Origin of the sequence: Marinifilum sp. (assembly GCF_965230805.1) — a bacterium.
Taxonomy (GTDB): domain Bacteria; phylum Bacteroidota; class Bacteroidia; order Bacteroidales; family Marinifilaceae; genus Marinifilum.
In genome coordinates, this window is sequence record NZ_OZ246019.1 from 1,516,077 (window position 1) to 1,534,512 (window position 18,436).

The window sequence follows — 18,436 nt, forward strand, 5'->3', positions numbered from 1 at the left end:
GAAAACTAATTAATTGTCTCTATATTAATTGCCTTTTCTACCGACTGTTTGATATCCGCTTTAATATCTTCGATGTGCTCGATCCCCACCGATATTCTCAACAAACCAGGTTCAACCCCTGATGCTTTTTGCTCTTCGAGCGAAAGCTGTTCGTGAGTGGTAGAGCTTGGGTGAATGATCAAGCTTTTTGCATCACCCAAATTAGCTACATGCGATAGTAATTCAACTCCATTTACAAGCTTATCGGCAACTTCTTTGCCCCCTTTTACTTTAAAAGTTAAAACCGAACCAGCACCCTTTTTAAAATATTTCTTTGCTCGTTCGTAGTACGGACTCGATGGCAATCCGGGGTAATTTACCTGTTCAACCCAGTCTTGTTCCTGCAACCATTCTGCCAAAGCCAGGGTATTTTCAACATGACGATCCAAACGGAGCGAAAGAGTTTCCAGCCCTTGTAAAAGCAGGAATGAATTGAAAGGACTTTGACTGCAACCGTAATCTCTCAAACCTTCAACTCTGGCGCGAATGGCAAAGGCAATGTTTCCAAATGGCCCTTCCGATCCAAAAATATCCCAAAACACCAAACCATGATATCCTTCCGATGGCTCGGAAAACTGAGGATATTTCCCATTACCCCAATTGTAATTTCCACCATCAACAATTACACCTCCCACTGCAGTACCATGACCACAAATCCATTTGGTAGCCGATTCAACCACTACATTGGCTCCATGATCCAAGGGACGGAATAAATACCCCCCGGCACCTAAAGTATTATCCACAATCAAAGGCAAATCGTGCTCTTTGGCAATGGCTGATACTTTCTCGAAATCAGGAATAGAAAACTTTGGATTAGGCAATGCCTCTACATAAATGGCTTTGGTATTTTCGTCGATCAAAGGAAGAATTGTTTCCGGTTCGTCGATATCCACAAACTTGCACTGAATACCCAAACGCTTAAACTGCACCTTAAACTGGTTGTAAGTTCCTCCGTAAATCTGCGACGCACTAATAAAGTTATCTCCCGATTCAAGAATGTTGGTTAATGCCAGAAACTGGGCTGCTTGTCCCGATCCGGTTGCTACCGCTGCAACTCCACCTTCCAGGGCTGCAATTCTCTTCTCAAATACATCGTTGGTTGGATTCATCAAACGAGTATAGATGTTTCCAAACTCTTTTAAGCCAAATAGATTAGCAGCATGCTCCGAGTTGTTAAAAGTATAAGCAGTAGTCTGATACAATGGAACTGCTCTTGAGTTTGTTGTTTCTTCAACTTCCTGACCGGCGTGGATTTGTAATGTTTCGTATCTTAAATTTTTCGACATGGCGATTCTTTTTATAAGCTGTTACCAAAAGCCATTAGCCTTTAGAAATTTACACGGCGCTTAATAACACCATATAAATGTTAACAACTTTGGATTAATTCCTTGATTATTAAAAATTAGTTAATTGGCAGAAGCGAATGGCTTCGGATTGTCGCAAATTCTTTATTTATCTCCTGTTACAAACAAGCTGAACATTTCCATTTCAGATTACTTTGCATTCATTCACATTTCTGAAAATCAGAAACCATTGAAAAAAAATAAATTAGAATTTGAATTCCCTGCTTCGGAGTTCTTTTATACGCACCAGCATCTAAAAAATTGGGAAAGAATTTAGACAGAATGCGTTACAGCATACGCATCATTCCTTGCATTCGCATCATTGTGTTTGATGATGCCAAAGATTGCAACTGAATGTTTTGCTCTTGTCGAGCCTGTTTTGTTTGTGTGTGAATTTCTGTCTTCTTCATGATCTTTTAATTTATATTCACCAAATTAAATGGTCAGGATTTGACACCTTTCAGCTTTTGGTTTTGCCGGGGTTGTCAGAAGGTCATCGAGCCTGGTCTCTCACTTCTTCTGTATAAATTAATGATATCCTCCTGCGAGTATTACCTTAAATATCTGCAACAAATATAGGCATGATTTTTTAATCTCCAAATAAAAGATGCAAAAGTCTTAATTTTTTAAAACTAAAAATGTGCAAACCATACCTTATATTTGCACAGGTCTTTTTTTGTGCAAAAAAAAATTTCAAACCCATCCATTACCTCTTCTTTCGTTTTATCAAAAATTGGTATAATACATGGGTTTGCCCCTATTTACCCATGGCATTGACACAAAAAAAGGACACGCCATGGCATGTCCCCGTCGAACTCACGTTAGTTATAAAACTGGTATAAATTGATTTATACAATCACAAACTGAGCCGTATCTCTACTTCTTTGCTCCAGTATAATTTCTCTACCCTTTGTCATTCTATCAACGGCTTCTTTGGTATGATGACGAATGGTAATCAGCTCCACCTTATCATTGTATTTTACTTCAAAATGTTCAGATATTTCGTCCTGCAAATCTTTTAATCTTCTTTCTGATCTATCAGCACAAACCGAGAAACTAATTGCTGAATTCTGAGTTAGATTTACTTTCATACGATGCTTTGCAAAAAGAGCAAAGAATACGCTTAAATTCTCTTCTAAAATAAATGAAAAATCGACAGGCCGAATTGATATTAATACCTGATCTTGCTTGCGGATAAACACCGGCAATTGCTGTTCCATTTGTTTTGATGCCGTACTGATTAAAGTACCGGGTTCGTTATAGTTAATAAAAGATCGAACTTGCAATGGAATCTTTTTTCTTTTGATTGGCTGAATGGTTTTTGGATGAATCACTTTTGCGCCGTAAAAAGCCAACTCAATGGCTTCCTGGTATGAAATTCTATCCAATTTCTCAGCATCATCCAACCACTTCGGATCGGCATTCATAATACCAGGAACATCTTTCCAAATCGAAAGCTTGTCAACATCTAAAATGTATGACAATATGGCTGCCGTGTAATCCGACCCTTCGCGCCCCAAAGTAGTAGTTTGATTGGTAATTGTACCGCCCAAAAAACCTTGCGTAACATATACAAAGGTATTGTTGAAACCGAAGACTTGCGGAACCAATTTCTGCGACAATTCCCAATCAATTTTTCCTTCGCGGTAGGTATTGTCTGTTTTCAAACAGGTTCTGATATCCACCCATATGTTTGGCAATCCGCATAAACGAAGGTATTCCGAAACAATGCATGTTGATAACAATTCGCCAAAGGATACAATTTGATCGTAATCAAAATCATAATCAAGAGTTGGTTCTTTTTGCAAGTAATTACTCAGTTGATCGAACAGTTGATTTACTTTTTTGTAAACAACATCCTCTTTGTTCGGAAACAACTCGTTGGTAATATGAAGATGATACAATTCCAACTCCAGAAACTTTGCTTCAACTTCATCTGATTTTTCGTAAAAATCCTTGGTTATTTGTTCCAGAGCATTGGTTGTTTTGCCCATTGCTGATAAAACAACTATTGTTTCATCTTTAAAAGATTGAACAATCTTTACAAAATTTTTGACCCCTTCGGCACTATTTACCGAAGCGCCTCCAAATTTAAATATGTTCATTGAGAATGGCTTAAGTTTTTTGGATATTTGGTTCCCCTATTTTTTTACAAATATTGAAGGTACTAAATAAAACATGTGTAAAACAAAATTTTTATCAACTTTTTAGGTTTTTCAACATTTCTTAAGATAACAGGATGATATGCGCTTACTAAACCGATTTAACCAAAAGTAGCTTTGTTATGCAAACAGATAAACTTTTCTGTAAACGTTTGAAATATGATTTGGCTTTAAATAAAAAAGCATAACTTTATGCACCAAATGAATGTAAACCAAAAGCCTTTTTAAAATGACTGAACACAACAATGTTCAAACACTCAATCAGTTTATTATTGAGCGTCAGTCTGATCATCCGGGAGCAAAAGGAGAGTTGTCTCGCTTGCTTCATCACATCGGAATTGCTGCCAAAATTGTGAACCGTGCTGTTAATAAAGCCGGTTTGGTAGATATTCTCGGCGAACATGGCGATCAGAATGTACAAGGAGAAGATCAGCAAAAGCTGGATGTTTTTGCCGACACACACTTTATTGATGCTCTAAAAGCAAGCGGAGAATGTGCAGCTGTAGCTTCGGAAGAAAACGAAGACATCATCATTTTCGAAGATGAAATGGGCAAAAACGGAAAATATGTTTTTTGCATGGATCCGCTGGATGGCTCTTCAAACATTGATGTTAATGTTTCGATAGGAACCATTTTCTCTATTTTTGAACGTGTTACCCCTCGCGGACAAGTTGCCAACATGGAAGATTTTTTGCAGGAAGGAACCAAGCAAGTTGCCGCCGGATATGTAATTTACGGATCGTCAACCATGTTGGTGTATACCACCGGGAATGGTGTAAACGGATTCACGCTCGATCCTTCAATCGGAGAGTTCTGCTTGTCGCACCCAAACATTAAAACACCAAAGTCAGGAACCATTTACTCCATTAACGAGGGGAACTACATTAATTTCCCAATGGGTGTGAAAAAGTACATTAAGTATTGCCAGGAGAAAGATCCTCGCAGCAAACGACCATTTACTTCGCGTTACATTGGTTCGCTGGTTGCCGATTTTCATCGCAACTTGCTAAAAGGTGGTATTTTTATTTACCCACAAACCAATAAGAATCCCGATGGCAAACTGCGATTGACCTACGAATGTAATCCTGTTGCATTTATTGCTGAACAAGCTGGCGGCATGGCTACCAATGGCGATATACGAATTCTGGAAATTAAACCCGAATCGATTCACCAACGCGTACCATTTTATACCGGCTCTACCAAAATGGTACAAAAAACAGAAGAGTTTTTACACTTCTTTAATAATATTTGATCTTTGAAGCAAAGCTCAAAATACAAAGCCACTTTCCTGTTAGGGAAGTGGCTTTGGTTTTTAATTAAAAATCGAATCGCACGCTTAGAATCTCCCGCAAAGTGAGGCCATATCTTTTTAAAAAGTTTGAACACGCCAACATTTCACTCCACAAAACAATGATGCTGTATTTACATGCCTGCAATAGCTGCAAAAAAGTTTTCCTGAGCTGTTTGCACGCATGCAAATCCTACTTTTTTGTTTTTTAGCTGGCGATTGCAAGCATGCAAGTCTTGCATTATTTTTTTCCTGAGGCATGTGTAAGCCTGCAAACAAGGTCTCATTTTTTTCAGATCCTTTATGCAGGCTTACATCTATTAATCAAAAGTAAAAAAATGTGGTTTGCAAGCATGCACTGCCTGCTTCAATACTTTACTGATCGTTTTGCTTGGCTTCAAGCATCTCATTTTCTTCTTTTTTAACTTTAGTAGCGGTTTTAGGGAACAGCCTATCGGCATATTTCTTACCAAACATCTTTGCTGCATCGTGGAAATTAAATTCGTATTGCTTTCTTAACTCTGCCTGTGCACCTTCCTCATCGGCAATAGCCGTTTTTACATTTGTATCCTGAGTCTCTAAATTACCGATACTGGTTCGCACATTTGCGATAGCAGTATTCAAGGGCTCAAGGCACGAATTCAACCCATGTTCAGCACCCAAATTTACGATACGCTTGGCTAGCTGTTCGGCCAGCTGTACTTCTTTATTATGGGCAGCACGAACAATATCGGAATATTTACCATCTGGAAACAAAAGCAAGTAAACAGGCCTGCCCGGGTTCTTTCTGTCGTACAATTTTGCTTCGTCGGAAATATTACGAATGGCATCGTCGAGAATAGCATCGTTATAAATTACATCATCCTGCGCAGCATCTCTCAGATCTTTTTGTTTTTCTGTTTCCAGCTTTTTTGCTTTTAAAGAATCAATTGCAGGCTGAATGTTTGCAACCAATTGTTCAGCTCCTTGTGTGCGATTACACAATCTTACATGACGAGTTCCTTTACTAATTTGTGTTTGCGACGACATATTGTCGTTAAGTAATGTTGCCATTTTTTTAAATTTTAAAAGTTTTATTATTCAGATTAACTGTTCTCATTTTTACCAATCATAAACTCTACACCCTTACTCAACACCAACAAACATCCTGCTTTTAAGCTTTAAATCTCCATATGTTTTCTTATGATTCAAGTTTCGAATTTAACATTTATTTTCTATCGAAAAAGAAAAACCCTGATTTTTTTTAAAAAATTTATTAATCAGCTTATCTATGTACTTTGTCAGGAATATAAATAGCCTTATATAAATGTGACATATACGGAGGTTAAATTCATAATTTTAGAACAAGCTGCCTGATGTTTTAGTATAAGAAAAGCTGGCTGCAACAAAAGCCATTCAGGCCTTAGTTCATCTTAAAACACAAACATTAAGCTGGCTTCTACTAAAAAGCTTGTAACAGTTTGCACTGATTTTGAGTAGATATTTTCCTGAATTTCCGAAGCAATATCGTGACATTGCGAAGGGGATTTGAGGAAGTTTACGCCAAAAAGCAGCTAAATTCCTTAATGCGCTATTAGCCAACAAAGCCCTTTGTTTTTCACTTTACAGGATTGATACCCTCAACTAAAAGTGAGAACATCAAACTTGCTTTTTAGCCGCAATACGAATCGAGATTAAAACTTTTCCCTAAATTTGCGACTCACGATAACGAATAAGATCTTGGAACTAAAGGAACTTGTACAGATTTTTGCTGAGCACCCGGCACGATTCAGCATCGAAAAACACTTACAAAGCAATACCAACTTTCACTTTCACTTGCGTGGATTGATTGGGTCTTCATTACCTTTGCTTGTTTCTGCTTTAAAAAATCAGAATAAAACTCAGCTGTTTATTTTAAACGATAAAGAGGAAGCTGCATACTTTTACAATGATTTGTGTAGCCTGATTGACGAACAATCTGTTCTTTTCTTTCCATCATCCTATAAAAGATCCATACAATACGAAAAAACGGATGCTTCGAATATTGTGTTGCGGGCCGAAACGCTAAACAGGCTCAATTCCAACAGTCATCAAACATACATTGTTACTTTTCCCGAGGCAATTGTTGAAAAAGTAATCAGCCAAGATCAGCTAAGCGAAAACACTTTAAAAATTAAGCTGGGCGAAAAGCTATCGCCTGAGTTTATTGAGGAAATATTGGTTGACTATGAATTTACACGCACCGATTTTGTAGTAGAGCCAGGCCAGTTTTCGATTCGTGGTAGCATTATCGATATCTTTTCCTTTTCGGATGAACATCCTTACCGAATCGATTTCTTTGGTGAAGAGGTTGAGTCCATTCGCATGTTTGATGTGGAAAACCAGCTTTCGATTAAAAAATTAGATGCGGTTGATATCATTCCAAATATCCAGGAAAATCTGTTGAAAAACTCCAGAATATCATTCCTGGATTTCGCTCCCGAACATTCTACTTTTTGGTGTAAGAATGTGCAATTCATATGCGATAGAATTCAGGCAATCTACGAAAACACGATCGAGAAAGTTCCCACCCTTGAGCTGGGCCAAGATAAGGTGGCAACCAAAAATTACCTGATAAAAGGTATGGATTTTATCGACCAGCTAAACCAATATTCTTGCATCGAGTTTGGGCAGAAATTCTTCTTCCCTAGCAAAAATGAATTTCAGTTCAACCAAACTCCACAACCGGCATTCAATAAAAATTTCGATTTATTGGGCGAACACTTGCTAAACAACAACGCAAGAGCTGAACACAACTATATTTTATCGGACAATGACAAGCAGATAGAGCGGATTCAAAATATTTTTGATGACAAAGGAATAGAAGTTGAATTCCAAAGTGTTAATCATACTTTACATGAAGGATTTTCGGACAGAGATCTGCGAATTTCTGTTTTCACCGATCATCAGATTTTCGACCGATATCATAAATTCCGATTAAAGACCGCAACGGTTCACAAAGCAAAAGAATCGGTTAGCCTAAAGGAGATTAACCGACTGCATCCGGGCGATTACATTGTACATTCCGATCATGGAATTGGCCGTTTTGGTGGCCTGCAAAAAATTGATGTAAATGGAAAAGATCAGGAAGCCATTCGCCTGGTGTACAAAGACAACGACATATTGTTTGTGAGTTTGCATTCGCTGCACAAAATTTCAAAATACAAAGGCAAGGATGGATCGGCACCCAAAATTTATAAACTGGGAACCGGAGCATGGCAAAAGCTAAAAGAGAAAACCAAAAGCAAGGTTAAAGATATTGCCAAGGAATTAATCGCATTATATGCAAAACGAAAAGCCGAAAAAGGTTTTCAGTTTAGTCCCGATTCATACATGCAACAGGAATTGGAAGCTTCGTTTATTTACGAAGATACACCCGACCAGGTAAAAGCAAGCAAGGCAACCAAGGAAGGAATGGAATCGCCATTCCCAATGGATCGTTTGGTTTGTGGCGATGTTGGTTTTGGGAAAACCGAAATTGCCATTCGAGCTGCTTTTAAAGCTGTGGCCGATAACAAACAGGTGGCCATATTGGTACCCACTACCATTTTGGCATTCCAGCATTTTAAAACTTTTAGCGATCGGCTAAAAAATTTCCCCTGCCGTGTTGATTACATCAGTCGCATGCGTAGGGCGAAAGATCAGAAAGAAATCTTAAAAGACCTAAAAGCAGGACAGATTGATATATTAATCGGTACTCACCGGATTATTGGAAAAGATATCGACTTTAAAGATTTGGGCCTGCTGATTGTTGATGAAGAGCAGAAGTTTGGAGTATCCGTAAAGGAAAAACTAAAGCAGCTGAAAGTAAATGTAGACACCTTAACACTTACAGCCACACCAATTCCGAGAACTTTGCAATTCTCATTAATGGGTGCACGCGATTTATCAATTATTAACACACCGCCACCCAACCGTTATCCAATTGTAACGGAGGTACACAATTTTAATGAGGATATCATTCGCGAAGCCATTACGTACGAAGTGGAGCGCAACGGACAAGTATTTTTCATCCACAACCGTGTTCAGAATATCAAAGAGGTTCAGGATATGATTCACCGCACAATTCCCGGTGTTTCGACAGTGGTAGCTCACGGACAAATGGATGGACCCAAGTTAGAGAAAATCATGTTGGAATTCATCCGTGGCGATTACGATGTGCTGATTGCAACAACCATTATTGAATCGGGACTAGACATCCCGAATGCCAATACCATTATTATAAACAATGGACAGAATTTTGGTTTGAGCGAGCTTCATCAGCTACGTGGCAGAGTTGGACGCTCGAACAAAAAGGCTTTCTGTTACCTGCTAACGCCTCCAATGGAATCGATGACTCAGGAAGCAAGGCAAAGGTTACAAGCCATCGAAAACTTCTCGGAATTGGGGAGTGGTTTTAATATTGCCATGCAGGATTTGGATATTCGTGGTGCAGGAAATTTATTGGGTGGCGAGCAATCCGGTTTTATTACTGATATTGGTTACGAAACCTATCAGCGAATTCTGAATGAGGCAATGCTTGAACTCAAGGAAAACGAATTTAAGGATGTGTTTGCCGACGAGCAGAAGGAAGATGAAAAAGAAATCATCCGATTTATAAACGACTGCCAGATTGATACGGATCTTGAAATCTTATTCCCCGAAGAATATATTGAAAGTATTTCGGAGAGAGTGCGTTTGTATCGTGAATTGGATAACATACAAAGCGAAGAGGAGGTTGAAAAATTTGAGCTTCAACTGAAAGACCGCTTTGGAAATTTACCTGAACCCAGTATCGAATTGCTTAATGTTGTGCGCTTGCGCTGGTTGGCTCTTGACCTGGGAATTGAAAAACTAATCTTGAAGAGCAAAAAGCTGGTACTTTATTTTGTTTCCGATCAGGATTCTCCCTTTTATCAATCGCCGCAATTTAGCATGGTATTGCAATTTTTACAAAGCCAAACTGTGCCTTGCAAAATGAAAGAAGCAAAAAATCGCTTGAGCTTAAGTTTCGAGAATGTATCGAACATTGTTGCTGCAAGCGAAATTCTAAAGCAGATCAATAATAAAAAATAAGACTGGTGTATAAACCAAAAAAGAAAAGATCGCAAAGTATAATTTTTGCGATCTTTTTATTTTATTGAGTAGATCATCAATTCTCATGAATTTCTCTTACCAAAATCAAAACTTTATCGTTACCCAGGTTTGTGATTCGAGCTTCGAACCAGAGCTTTCCTTTAGCCGTTTCCATTTCGTACTTGAATTTCTCCATGAATCCGACACTTAAAACTTTCTCTATTTTCTCCTCTACCTTTTGCAATGAATCACCTGTAAAAACTTTATTGAGGTGAGAACCTACAATTTCATTTTTAGGCAATACCAAGGATGAATCATCATCCAATTTATAATCTTCGAAAATACCATCTTTGTTCACCACAAAAATTAAATTCGGGATCGCATTTAATAAGTCTTTATTCCTTTGTTCACTCTCTTCGAGCATCATCTGGCTTTTCTTGTGCACGGTAACATCCCTTACGTAGCAAACAATTCCTTTATCCAAGCCTTTTTCGCTTTTTAGCATAGAAGAATATAACTGCAAATAGGTTTCTTTCCCATGGATATCAAACAGGAGTTCCACTTCGCAATTGCTATTTTTTTCGGTTGGAATCAACAAATCATCATCAAATGATTTTTCCTTTGCCGACAATGACAAATCCTGGTATGGTTTTCCAATCATATCCGCCTCTTGCTTTCCAAAAATTCTTTGGCAGCCCTTATTCCATGATGTTATCAATCCATTCAAATCAAAAGTAAGCACCCCATCATGAAAATGATTGATAATATTTGCCTTTTCGACCAACATATCGCGATAGGCATATTCCTGAGTTACATCACGAATAATGAATTGAAGATTATTTTTTCCATTAAACTCGATATGTGCTGCAGTTAATCCTGCATCAAACAGGTCGCCATGTATGGTTTTAAACTTAAGATGAGTGTACTCTATCCCTTGCCCCATCTGCACTGCAGTATCAAACTTTTCCTTAAATTCTTCCTGGTACTCTTCGCTGATGTATGAAAGAAGTTGAAGCCCCATAAGATCTTCGATGTATGCAGTTTTAAACAGTTTTAATCCCAGGCAATTTAAATACTCAATACCACCTGCTTCGTTAATTACCAGAATTGCCTCCGGCGAATCGGTAATAAAGTTACGGAATCTTTTCTCTCTCAATTTTTGATCCAAATCGAACTGATGCTTATAAAATGCCAATTCGATTGATATTCCAAGCTCTTTTTTATCAATTGGTTTAACCAGATATCCGTAAGAATGCGTATTAATTACACGCTGAATGGTGCTCTCTTCAGTATCGCTGGAAAGAAAGATCACAGGAATATCAAATTTGGATTTTATCAGTTCGGTTGTTTGGATACCATCTAAATCGCCTCCCAAATGCACATCCATTAGAACAATATCCGGGCTTAACTTTTCACATATACGAATGGCCTCTTTACCATCCTCTACTATTCCTAACAAATCGTAACCCAATTCCTTTAAAAACATTCTAAAAATGGTCGAAATTAAGTTATCATCCTCAACGATTAAAATCTTTTTTTTCATTAAGCAGTAATTGAAAATTTTATCGATACTCACAAAATTTAATGCCTAAGGCATTTGGTTATTCTCTCTAAAATTAGTTAAAGTAAATTAGTCTATTATATATAACGAGTAAAAAACCAGTGGGTCACTTTATTTAATATGCCTAAAGTTTACTAATTTTATGCGATTTTACAAGCTATTTAATAATTTACACGTTAATTACTTTCTTTTGAATCTTATTATTGATATAGGCAACACAAAAATTAAAGCCAGTCTTTTTCAAGACGGGAAATTAATGCATACTCTAAATTCCGATCAGACTGATACGGAATTTGTTCAAGAAATTACAGACCATTACAATATTACTCACGCCATTGTATCATCGGTTAGAGAATTTCCTTTTGATTTAATGGATCTGCTATATTGGAAAACAAAAAGTACTTTCTTTTTTGACATGGATCTTCCGGTACCAATCGATAATTTATACGCATCGAAAAATACCTTAGGCTACGATCGACTTGCCGCATGCATTGGTGCCAATGCAATATATCCTCGAAAGAATATACTTGTAATTGATGCCGGAACAGCAATCACCTTTGATTTTGTAAATTGCAAAGGACAGTATGAAGGAGGCTGCATTTCTCCGGGGCTAAGTATGCGATTCAAGGCATTAAATCAGTTTACGAAAAAACTCCCTCTCCTTTCTTTAAATGAGAATTATCATTTGATAGGTAAAAACACCGAGGAAGCAATTACCGGAGGTGTTCAAAATGGCATTATTTTCGAAATTGATTCCTATATCACCAATTTAAAGAGCCAATACACGGATCTTGAAGTATTATTAACAGGTGGAGATGCTAAGTTTCTTCATAAAAACACAAACAACAACTCAAGCTACGAGCCAAATGTATTAGCCATTGGCTTGAATCATATACTTGACTTTAACATTTCGAAACCATCTAATAACAAATAAAGTTTTTGTTGATTTCCAATTTATTTATAGTTTTGCAAGAGGCTAATTTTTGAGCTTTAAGATGGTTATTTATAATGGATTCAGAACTTGTACTGATTTTTTGGTATGAGTTTTGCACTTTAAGTTCCGACAAAACTAAAAGTTTCGTTGTATTTATTTCGACTGAATAAATATGATATTTTAAAGGATATAATAAGTACCATTCTTATCGTTTTGCAACAAATAAACTTGATTATAAAAAATTTAGTGACATGAAGACAAGACTTACGATCGTAACTGTGGTTCTATTGCTTTCAAGTATGTTTACCGTTAAGGCACAGACTTTGGAATCAAAATATGGATTGGATAGTGTTCAGACTGTATTGAACGCTTCGCTATATGTAGAAATGGTGAAGCAAAAAAATTATGAAGAAGCTCTTCCGGGTTGGAGATACGTTTATCAAAATGCTCCTGCATTTCAAAAAACAACTTACATCAAAGGTGTTACAATTATGCGTGGCATGCTTCGCAAAACCAAAAACCCAAAGTATGTTGATACTTTGATGATGGTTTACGATCAGCGTATCAAGTATTTCGGAAAAGACCGCAAATATCCTGAAGGATGGATTCTTGGTCGCAAAGGTGGTGACCTTTTCAACTACAAGAGAAAGCACATCCCTTCGGTAAAAGAAGCTTATGGCATCTTGAAGAAATCCATTGAAATGCAACAATTGAAATCGGAAGCTAAAATCATTAACTACACAATGGAAGCTTCAGGTATTCTTGTAAAAGCTGGAGAAATTGAGCCGGAAGAAGTGATTGACAACTACCTTCTTTTTATGGATATGGCTGAAAAGAAAAAGAAAGCTGAAACAAACGAAAAGAAAAGAGAAAATATCGAAAACGCTCGTTTAAATGTTGAGAGAATTTTCTTCAAAGCTGGTGTTGCTGACTGCGAAACTTTGAGCAATATCTTTACTCCAAAATTCGAAGCAAACAAAGACGATATGGTTTTGATCAACAAAATCCTTCGTATGTTGAACCGTCAGGAGTGTGAAGATGGTGCATTGTATGCTAAGGTTGCTGAAAGAAAGTACGAGTTAGACCCTAATGCTGATGCAGCTCACAACTTGGCTAAAATGTTTATCAAGAAAAAAGAGTTTGGCAAAAGTAAAGGATATTTGGAACAAGCTATCGAATTGGAAGAAGATGCAGATATCAAAGCAGACTTGCATTACAAGTTAGCAACCATTCTATTTCTGCAAGGTCAGTTAAGCTCTTCTAAGTCGAATGCTTTAAAAGCTGCTAAATTGAGATCGAACTGGGGACAACCTTATATCTTAATTGGTAAAGCTTACGCTTCATACAGTAAAAAATACGGATCATCAGCTCTTGATCATCAGAAAGTATTCTGGGTAGCAGTTGATAAATTTAAGAGAGCCAAAGCAATTGATCCTGATTGTTCAGAAGAGGCTAATAAGCTTATCAATGATTACTCCAGACATTTCCCGGGAAAAGAAGAAGCATTCTTCGAAGGAATTAAAAATGGTGATGTAATTAAAATTGGTGATTGGATTAATGAATCTACAAAGGCTAGACTTAATGAATAGTACGCCAAAGAGTAAATACAATATTATCAAAAGCATTGTAATCCTTTCGGGGATTACGATGCTTTTGTCTTGTGAGAACAGCATGAAAGAAGTGCAGAGTCTTACAAACAATCAAAATCTTCCTGTTCAGCAGGGAAAAGACGTTGAGTTTATTTTTACCGATTCAACAAAAATTCAATATCGGGCTTTTGCCATAGAGTTTATTGAAACCGAATCGGAAGAAGAAGGCCTATTGCAAGAGTTCCGCAAAGGGGGCAAAATTATATCCTATAATAAGGATGAAAGTGTTGCATGGGAAATTAAAGCCAACTATGCAAAACACTATCCTGATAAAGAACTTTGGGAATTGCGAAACAATGTGGTTGCTAAAGCGGCTGACGGAAAAACCATTAGTTCAGAATTAATGTTTTGGGATCACAAGAAGAAATCCATTTATTCAAACCAGTACACAAGAATAATCTCCCCCGACGGACAAGTTATAGAAGGTTCGAACTTCTCGACTGACGAAGACATGATTGAATTCAAAATGAAAGATGTCTCTGGTGAGGTATATTTAGAAGACAAAACGAAGCAATAATCGACAAAGCTTATTATCTTGCTAACAAAACTCAGAAAAGTGAATCAAAAACTTCCCATTGTATTAGAAATCGTCTGGCTAATTGTAATGATTAGCAGTGCATCGCTTGCTGTATATCGTACAATGCAAACTAATTTTACCGAAAACCTTTTATTGTACGTTATTGCCATATTGGCTGCTTTAATGTATACTTCGCGCAGATATCTTAGAAGAACCCGAGAGAAAAACCAACCCAAGAAGTAGATGAATGATCTGATCATCATTTTTGCCATGCTTGCCCTTTCCGCCTTTTTCTCAGGAATGGAAATTGCATTTATTGCTGCCAATAAACTTCGCATGGAGTTGGATAGGAATAAAAATACTGTTTCTTCCAAAATCATTTCAATCTTCTCGAAATATCCAGGCCATTACATCAGCACCATGTTGGTAGGTAACAATATCGCACTTGTAGTTTATGGTATTGTAATGGCCAAGATCTTAGAGCCCTCGATTGAGCTTTGGGTGGATTCAGAATCGTTGGTACTCAGTATTCAGACCATCATATCTACCATTTTAATTTTGGTGACCGCCGAATTTATTCCGAAAACCCTGTTTAGGCTGAATCCCAATTTTGCTCTGAACTTTTTTGCTTTACCGGTAATGTTCTTCTACATTGTTTTCTACCCGGTAACCATTATCACTATGATGTTATCCAAAAATATCATACACCGGCTGTTCAGAACCGAAATATCAGAAGATGAAGAAACGCAAGCTTTTGGCAAATTAGATTTAGATCATTTGGTACAAGAAGGACAAGACACCCAAGCCATTGCCGAAGATGAAATGCATGATATTAAAATATTCCGGAATGCACTGGATTTCTCGAAAGTAAAGCTGAGAGAATGTATTGTTCCCAGAAATGAAATAGAAGCAATGGAAATCACCGGTGAAATCGAAGATCTAACCCAGCGATTTATAGAAACAGGTTATTCAAGAATCTTGATATACAAAGAATCGATAGATAATATTATTGGATATGTTCATTCATCCGTAATTTTTAAAAGACCCCAAAGCATTAAATCAGCTTTAAGCCGAATTATATTTGTGCCTGAAACAATGGCCGCTCATAAACTGTTAAATCTTTTTACCAAAGAACAAAAAAGCATTGCGCTTGTTGTTGATGAGTTTGGAGGAACTGCAGGAATGGTAACCATTGAGGATATCATGGAAGAAATATTTGGTGAAATAGAAGATGAGCACGATAGTGTTGATTTGGAAGAGGAAGTTCTTTCTAATAATGAATATGTGTTTTCGGGAAGATTAGAAATTGATTACCTGAACGACAAATACGAATTAAACCTACCTGAATCAGAAGATTTCGAAACCTTGAATGGATTCATTCTATTTAATCACGAGAGTATTCCTAAATACAGTGAAACCATTAGGATTGAGAACTTCAATTTTAAAATTGTAGAAGTAAGCAATACACGTGTGGAGAAAATAAAGCTGACAATTATAGACTAAGTCCTTTCTATTCATCTTCCGCCTATTACAAAGAATGTTTGAGGTGTAAATCAAATATTTTGTTTTCCTATAAAACCTCTGGATTCTTGATTCGGTTAAATTGCATTTTTTCACATGCATCAAGTTATTTTTACTTTACTATAAAAGACTCCAAACTGATAGACTTAAAAGACTATCATTTCCCATTTTTTTGTATATTCGTAGCCTAATTAAGAAATATTTAAATCTTTTTCGATGGCAACATTACAGAAAATAAGAAACCGTGGTGTTTTTATTGGGATCATCATTGGGGGAGCTTTGTTTGCATTTATTGCTGGTGACGCTCTAAAATCGGGTGGTTCCTTATTGACGAATTCACGAAACGAAATGGCAGAAATTGCGGGTGAATCAGTAAACATTCGTGATTTTCAGAATCGATTCAACCATAATATTGAAGTAGCAAAAATGATGTCTGGTCAATCTTCAATTCCTTCAGAACAGATGGATAGATTAAGAGAGCAAACCTGGCAACAAATGGTTCAAGAAATGGTAATGAATATCGAATATGATGAGTTGGGAATTTCAGTAACTTCTGATGAGTTATTCGACATGGTTCAAGGCAGAAATATCGATCCTACAATTCGTCAATTGTTCCAAGGCCAGGACGGATCATTCAATAAAGAACAGGTAGTTGCAACCCTTCAGCAGTTAATTAAAGCTCCTGCAGGAACTCCACAGAAAAATTATTGGTTGAACATCGAAAATGCAATGACTACTCAAAGAACTTTAAGCAAGTACAATTCTTTAATCCAAAAAGGATTGTATATGCCAAATGCCTTGGCTAAAGATCTTGCTGCAAAAGGAAGCAAAAAAGTAGATATCAACTATATCGTTAAAAATTACAATTTGATTCCTGATAGTACCATTACGGTTAGCGATTCTGAAATCAAAGATTACTATAAGGAACACAAAGATTTATTCGAGCAATCGGAATCGAGAAGAATTGATTACGTTCCTTTCCTAATTGAACCATCAACTGAAGATTACAAGGCAACAAAAGATATGATTGCTGATCTTAAAGCTGATTTTACTACTGAAACGAACAACATTCAGTTTGTAGAATTGAATGCGGATACCGATTTTAATCCATTCTACTTTAAAAAAGAAGAAATTACAAATGCTGAATTAGCAGAATTTGCTTTCTCGGGAAGTAAAGGGGATGTTAATGACGTTTACGAAGAAGGTGATTTTTACAAAATTGCTAAAATCAATGAAGTTAAAATGCTTCCTGATTCAGTTAAAGCACGTCATATTCTTATTCAACCGGTAAATGGTGACTATGCTGCTGCACAGGCTAAAGCTGATAGCCTAAAAGCACTATTGGATAAAGGAGCTCGTTTCGATGATTTGGCAAAAGCAAATTCGGATGACCAAGGATCAGCGGTTAACGGTGGTGATCTAGGATGGTTTACACAAGGAAAAATGGTTCTTCCATTTAGCGAAGCAGCATTCGATTCTAAAAAGAACGAAATTAAAGTTGTTTTAACACAATTTGGAGCTCATGTTATTCAGGTAACCAACAAAGGAAAAGCCGTTAAAAAAGTACAACTAGCAATAATTGACCGTAAGGTTGAGGCAAGCAACAAAACCATTCAGGAAGCATATGCTAAAGCACGCACATTTGCAGGTAACAACCTAAGCAAAGATGCATTCTTAAAATCTATATCAGAACAAAACCTGCAAAGAAGAACTGCTAATCTTAAAAAAGACACCAAGAATATTCCGGGTCTTGAAAATTCAAGAGAATTGGTTAGAGCAGCCTATCAAACGGATGATATGGAATCCTTATTGCTAAATAATGACCAATCGGCAGTTTTTGAATTTGGAGATAAGTTTGTGGTTGCCATTCTTTCTGATATTAAAGAAGAAGGTTTTTCAAAAATTAATGATGTTGCAAATACTATTAGACGTGAGATCAGAAAAGAAAAGAAAGCAGAGCAAATGATGGCTGAACTCAGTAAAAACAGTCAAGGCGCACAATCTCTTCTTTCTGTTGCACAAAAAGAAAATTTGGAAGTGAAAAATGCATCTGACATTAGCTTCTCGTCATTCCAAATTCCAGGTGCAGGTATTGAACCAAACGTAATTAGTACTGCAAGTCTTATTGAAAAAGGGGAAATTTCTGCTCCGATTAAAGGCAATCAAGGAGTTTACATGTTAGTAGTTACCAATGAAACTACCGACGAAGTAATTGAAACTACTGTTGAAGCTTTGAAAACAAGATTAGAGCAAGGACAACAGTATCGTACCAACTATCAGGCATTTCAGGCATTAAGAGAAAATGCGAATGTTGTTGATAAAAGATATAAGTTTTACTAGAAACTAGTA

The 18,436-nt window shown here is 36.9% G+C and carries 14 protein-coding genes and 1 riboswitch; of the genes, 9 read left to right on the forward strand and 5 right to left on the reverse strand.

Annotation, left to right across the window (positions count from 1 at the left end):
* Positions 1–5: 5 nt before the first annotated feature.
* Entirely contained in the window at positions 6–1,325 is a 1,320-nt protein-coding gene (locus tag ACO05S_RS05965; RefSeq protein WP_421920609.1) for an O-acetylhomoserine aminocarboxypropyltransferase/cysteine synthase family protein, read from the reverse strand.
* Positions 1,326–1,449: 124 nt separating this feature from the next.
* Between ACO05S_RS05965 and ACO05S_RS05970 the strand changes: the two genes are divergently transcribed.
* Positions 1,450–1,659 (forward strand): hypothetical protein, encoded by a 210-nt coding sequence (locus ACO05S_RS05970; RefSeq protein WP_421920610.1) that lies wholly within the window; start codon positions 1,450–1,452, stop codon positions 1,657–1,659.
* A 10-nt stretch (positions 1,660–1,669) separates the two neighbouring features.
* Here ACO05S_RS05970 and ACO05S_RS05975 read toward each other — a convergent pair whose 3' ends face one another.
* Together ACO05S_RS05975 and ACO05S_RS05980 are read right to left on the reverse strand one after the other, a co-directional pair.
* On the reverse strand, positions 1,670–1,792 hold the full coding sequence (locus ACO05S_RS05975) for a hypothetical protein (protein WP_421920611.1): 123 nt from the start codon (positions 1,790–1,792) through the stop codon (positions 1,670–1,672).
* Positions 1,793–1,800: 8 nt separating this feature from the next.
* A riboswitch (SAM riboswitch) is annotated at positions 1,801–1,912 on the reverse strand.
* Between the two features lie 318 nt (positions 1,913–2,230).
* Entirely contained in the window at positions 2,231–3,487 is a 1,257-nt protein-coding gene (locus tag ACO05S_RS05980) for an aspartate kinase (protein ID WP_421920612.1), read from the reverse strand.
* A gap of 286 nt (positions 3,488–3,773) precedes the next feature.
* Here ACO05S_RS05980 and fbp point away from each other — a divergent pair, with 286 nt between their 5' ends.
* A complete protein-coding gene (fbp, locus tag ACO05S_RS05985) occupies positions 3,774–4,796 on the forward strand; it encodes a class 1 fructose-bisphosphatase (RefSeq protein WP_421920613.1) in 1,023 nt (340 codons plus the stop codon).
* A 411-nt stretch (positions 4,797–5,207) separates the two neighbouring features.
* Here fbp and ACO05S_RS05990 read toward each other — a convergent pair whose 3' ends face one another.
* On the reverse strand, positions 5,208–5,885 hold the full coding sequence (locus ACO05S_RS05990) for a hypothetical protein (RefSeq protein ID WP_421920614.1): 678 nt from the start codon (positions 5,883–5,885) through the stop codon (positions 5,208–5,210).
* A gap of 666 nt (positions 5,886–6,551) precedes the next feature.
* Between ACO05S_RS05990 and mfd the strand changes: the two genes are divergently transcribed.
* Entirely contained in the window at positions 6,552–9,905 is a 3,354-nt protein-coding gene (gene mfd / locus ACO05S_RS05995; protein ID WP_421920615.1) for a transcription-repair coupling factor, read from the forward strand.
* Positions 9,906–9,981: 76 nt separating this feature from the next.
* On the opposite strand, the gene ACO05S_RS06000 is transcribed toward mfd, so the two are convergent.
* Complete coding sequence (locus ACO05S_RS06000; protein ID WP_421920616.1) at positions 9,982–11,448, reverse strand: PAS domain S-box protein; 1,467 nt, start codon at positions 11,446–11,448, stop codon at positions 9,982–9,984.
* Between the two features lie 208 nt (positions 11,449–11,656).
* Here ACO05S_RS06000 and ACO05S_RS06005 point away from each other — a divergent pair, with 208 nt between their 5' ends.
* The 6 genes from ACO05S_RS06005 (at position 11,657) to ACO05S_RS06030 (ending at position 18,427) form a co-directional block, all read left to right on the forward strand.
* Positions 11,657–12,400, forward strand: a complete 744-nt coding sequence (locus ACO05S_RS06005) for a type III pantothenate kinase (protein WP_421920617.1) — start codon at positions 11,657–11,659, stop codon at positions 12,398–12,400.
* 251 nt (positions 12,401–12,651) lie between these two features.
* On the forward strand, positions 12,652–13,989 hold the full coding sequence (locus ACO05S_RS06010) for a tetratricopeptide repeat protein (RefSeq protein ID WP_421920618.1): 1,338 nt from the start codon (positions 12,652–12,654) through the stop codon (positions 13,987–13,989).
* Entirely contained in the window at positions 13,982–14,566 is a 585-nt protein-coding gene (gene lptC / locus ACO05S_RS06015; RefSeq protein WP_421920619.1) for an LPS export ABC transporter periplasmic protein LptC, read from the forward strand. The genes ACO05S_RS06010 and lptC overlap by 8 nt, the downstream gene beginning before the upstream one ends.
* Positions 14,567–14,605: 39 nt before the next feature.
* Positions 14,606–14,809: a hypothetical protein gene (locus ACO05S_RS06020; protein WP_421920620.1), complete on the forward strand. Its 204-nt coding sequence runs from the start codon at positions 14,606–14,608 to the stop codon at positions 14,807–14,809.
* Complete coding sequence (locus ACO05S_RS06025) at positions 14,810–16,069, forward strand: hemolysin family protein (protein WP_421920621.1); 1,260 nt, start codon at positions 14,810–14,812, stop codon at positions 16,067–16,069.
* A gap of 234 nt (positions 16,070–16,303) precedes the next feature.
* Entirely contained in the window at positions 16,304–18,427 is a 2,124-nt protein-coding gene (locus ACO05S_RS06030) for a peptidylprolyl isomerase (protein WP_421920622.1), read from the forward strand.
* Positions 18,428–18,436 lie beyond the last annotated feature (9 nt).

Coding starts and splice junctions, on each gene's coding strand:
- ACO05S_RS05965 (WP_421920609.1), bottom strand. CDS start 1,325: ATGTCGAAAAATTTAAGATACGAAACATTACAAATCCACGCCGGTCAG.
- ACO05S_RS06025 (WP_421920621.1), top strand. CDS start 14,810: ATGAATGATCTGATCATCATTTTTGCCATGCTTGCCCTTTCCGCCTTT.
- lptC (WP_421920619.1), top strand. CDS start 13,982: ATGAATAGTACGCCAAAGAGTAAATACAATATTATCAAAAGCATTGTA.
- ACO05S_RS06000 (WP_421920616.1), bottom strand. CDS start 11,448: ATGAAAAAAAAGATTTTAATCGTTGAGGATGATAACTTAATTTCGACC.
- ACO05S_RS05980 (WP_421920612.1), bottom strand. CDS start 3,487: ATGAACATATTTAAATTTGGAGGCGCTTCGGTAAATAGTGCCGAAGGG.
- ACO05S_RS05990 (WP_421920614.1), bottom strand. CDS start 5,885: ATGGCAACATTACTTAACGACAATATGTCGTCGCAAACACAAATTAGT.
- ACO05S_RS06010 (WP_421920618.1), top strand. CDS start 12,652: ATGAAGACAAGACTTACGATCGTAACTGTGGTTCTATTGCTTTCAAGT.
- ACO05S_RS05975 (WP_421920611.1), bottom strand. CDS start 1,792: ATGAAGAAGACAGAAATTCACACACAAACAAAACAGGCTCGACAAGAG.
- fbp (WP_421920613.1), top strand. CDS start 3,774: ATGACTGAACACAACAATGTTCAAACACTCAATCAGTTTATTATTGAG.
- ACO05S_RS06030 (WP_421920622.1), top strand. CDS start 16,304: ATGGCAACATTACAGAAAATAAGAAACCGTGGTGTTTTTATTGGGATC.